Source organism: Aeribacillus sp. JST-2, from assembly GCF_056032925.1.
In genome coordinates this window covers 1-2,106 of the sequence record NZ_JBVVUU010000089.1, presented here as the reverse complement: position 1 = coordinate 2,106, position 2,106 = coordinate 1, and the positions used below count along the sequence as shown (strand labels likewise).

General features: G+C 44.3%; 2 protein-coding genes. Both read left to right on the top strand.

The features are described from left to right. Positions 1 to 92 precede the first annotated feature (92 nt). Entirely contained in the window at positions 93 to 1,295 is a 1,203-nt protein-coding gene (gene istA, locus AC0KTX_RS16675) for an IS21 family transposase (protein ID WP_474253151.1), read from the top strand. Further along, positions 1,292 to 2,047 (top strand): IS21-like element IS5376 family helper ATPase IstB, encoded by a 756-nt coding sequence (istB, locus tag AC0KTX_RS16670; RefSeq protein ID WP_060788191.1) that lies wholly within the window; start codon positions 1,292 to 1,294, stop codon positions 2,045 to 2,047. The genes istA and istB overlap by 4 nt, the downstream gene beginning before the upstream one ends. Positions 2,048 to 2,106: the final 59 nt, after the last annotated feature.

Sequence of the window (2,106 nt, the reverse complement as noted above, 5' to 3'; positions counted from 1 at the left end):
TGTTAAAGCCGATGATAAAATCCCCAATATAGCCGGAATAAAATTCCCCACTTACAATAGAACCATAGTGTCAATGAGAGGAGCTATGGTTCGTGATTACGAGAGGGGAATTTTTTATGATCAAAGAGATGTACGAAAGGGGAATGAGTATTTCCGATATTGCGAGGGAGTTGGGGATTGATCGGAAAACCGTTCGAAAATATATTCACTCCCCCAATCCCCCTTCCAAATCTAAGCGAAAACAAAGAAAAAGCAAGTTAGATCCATTTAAAGAGTATCTTCAAAAACGAATGTTAGAGGATGGGGTGTTCAATAGCGAAAAGTTATTTTTCGAAATTCGACAACAGGGCTATACAGGAGGAAAGACGATTTTAAAGGACTATATAAAACCTTTCCGAGAGACGGCGAAAAAGAAATACACCGTTCGTTATGAAACGCTTCCTGGTGAACAAATGCAAGTCGATTGGAAAGAAGTCGGGGAGGTGATAATCGAAGGGAGAAAAGTCAAGTTATCGCTATTTGTGGCCACATTAGGCTATTCGCGGATGAAATACGCGGTATTTACGACCAGCCAGGACCAGGAACACTTAATGGAATGCCTGATTCAGAGTTTCCAATACTTCGGCGGAGTTCCGAAGAAGGTGTTATTTGATAATATGAAGACCGTTACAGACGGCCGGGAACAAGGAGTGGTGAAATGGAATCAACGATTTTCTGAATTTGCGAGTTACTACGGATTTATTCCAAAAGTGTGCCGGCCTTACCGGGCCCAGACAAAGGGAAAAGTCGAACGAGCCATTCAGTATATCATGGATCACTTCTATGTGGGGACAGCGTTTGAAAGCATCGAGGAATTAAATTTCCTTCTCCATCGTTGGCTCGATCAAGTGGCGAATCGGAAGCCAAACGCCACTACCGGCATTCCTCCGCAAGAGCGTTGGGCAGAGGAACAGCTGAAACCTCTCCCGTTGAACGATTACGATACGAGCTATCTTTCCTATCGGAAGGTGCATTGGGATGGCAGTTTCTCTTACAAAGGGGAACAATGGCTTCTATCGGCGGAGTATGCGGGCAAAGAAATTCTGGTGAAGGAGCGATTAAATGGGGATATTCGATTGTATTATCGAGGGGAGGAGATTTCTTACTTGAACCAACAGAAAAAAGTGATTTCATTCGCCGAAAAAATCAAAAAGAAACAGACGGAAACGGCCGTCACCATTTCGCCTGTTTCGGTGGAAGTGGATACTCGTCCATTGTCCGTTTATGACACGTTCCTGCGAGGGGAAAGCTCATGAAAGAACAAATACACGAGTATTGCCACCGACTCCATTTGCCTGTCATGGCGGAACGATGGTCCGCCATGACAGAATACGCAGCTACTCATAATATACCATATTCGGAGTTTTTATTCCGCTTATTAGAGGCGGAAATCATCGAAAAACAGGAACGATCGATCCAAACGCTCATCAAACTGTCCAAACTGCCATATCGCAAGACGATCGATACGTTTGATTTTAACGCACTGCCTTCCGTGGATGAGCGCCGGATTCGAGAGCTGCTTACCTTATCGTTTATTGATCGAAAGGAGAATATTCTTTTTCTCGGTCCGCCGGGGATTGGAAAGACACATCTGGCTATTTCGATTGGAATGGAGGCGATCGCAAGAGGGTATAAAACGTATTTTATTACCGCCCATGATTTGGTCACTCAGTTAAGAAAAGCCGACCAGGAAGGAAAGCTGGAAAAAAAGCTTCGCATGTTTGTGAAGCCAACCATTCTCATTATTGATGAAATGGGGTACTTAAAATTGGACCCAAACAGCGCTCATTACTTATTTCAGGTCATCGCCCGTCGGTATGAACATGCCCCGATTATCCTCACCTCCAACAAAAGCTTTGGGGAATGGGGAGAAGTTGTGGGAGACTCGGTATTGGCGACCGCGATGTTAGATCGATTACTGCATCATTCCATCATTTTCAACCTAAAGGGGGAAAGCTATCGATTACGGGAAAAGAGGCTCCAACAAGAAAAACAGAAGGATCAATAAGGTCCTTCTGGGGAATTTTAAACCGGCGATTTTGGGGAAAAAATAATCGGCCTTGACAC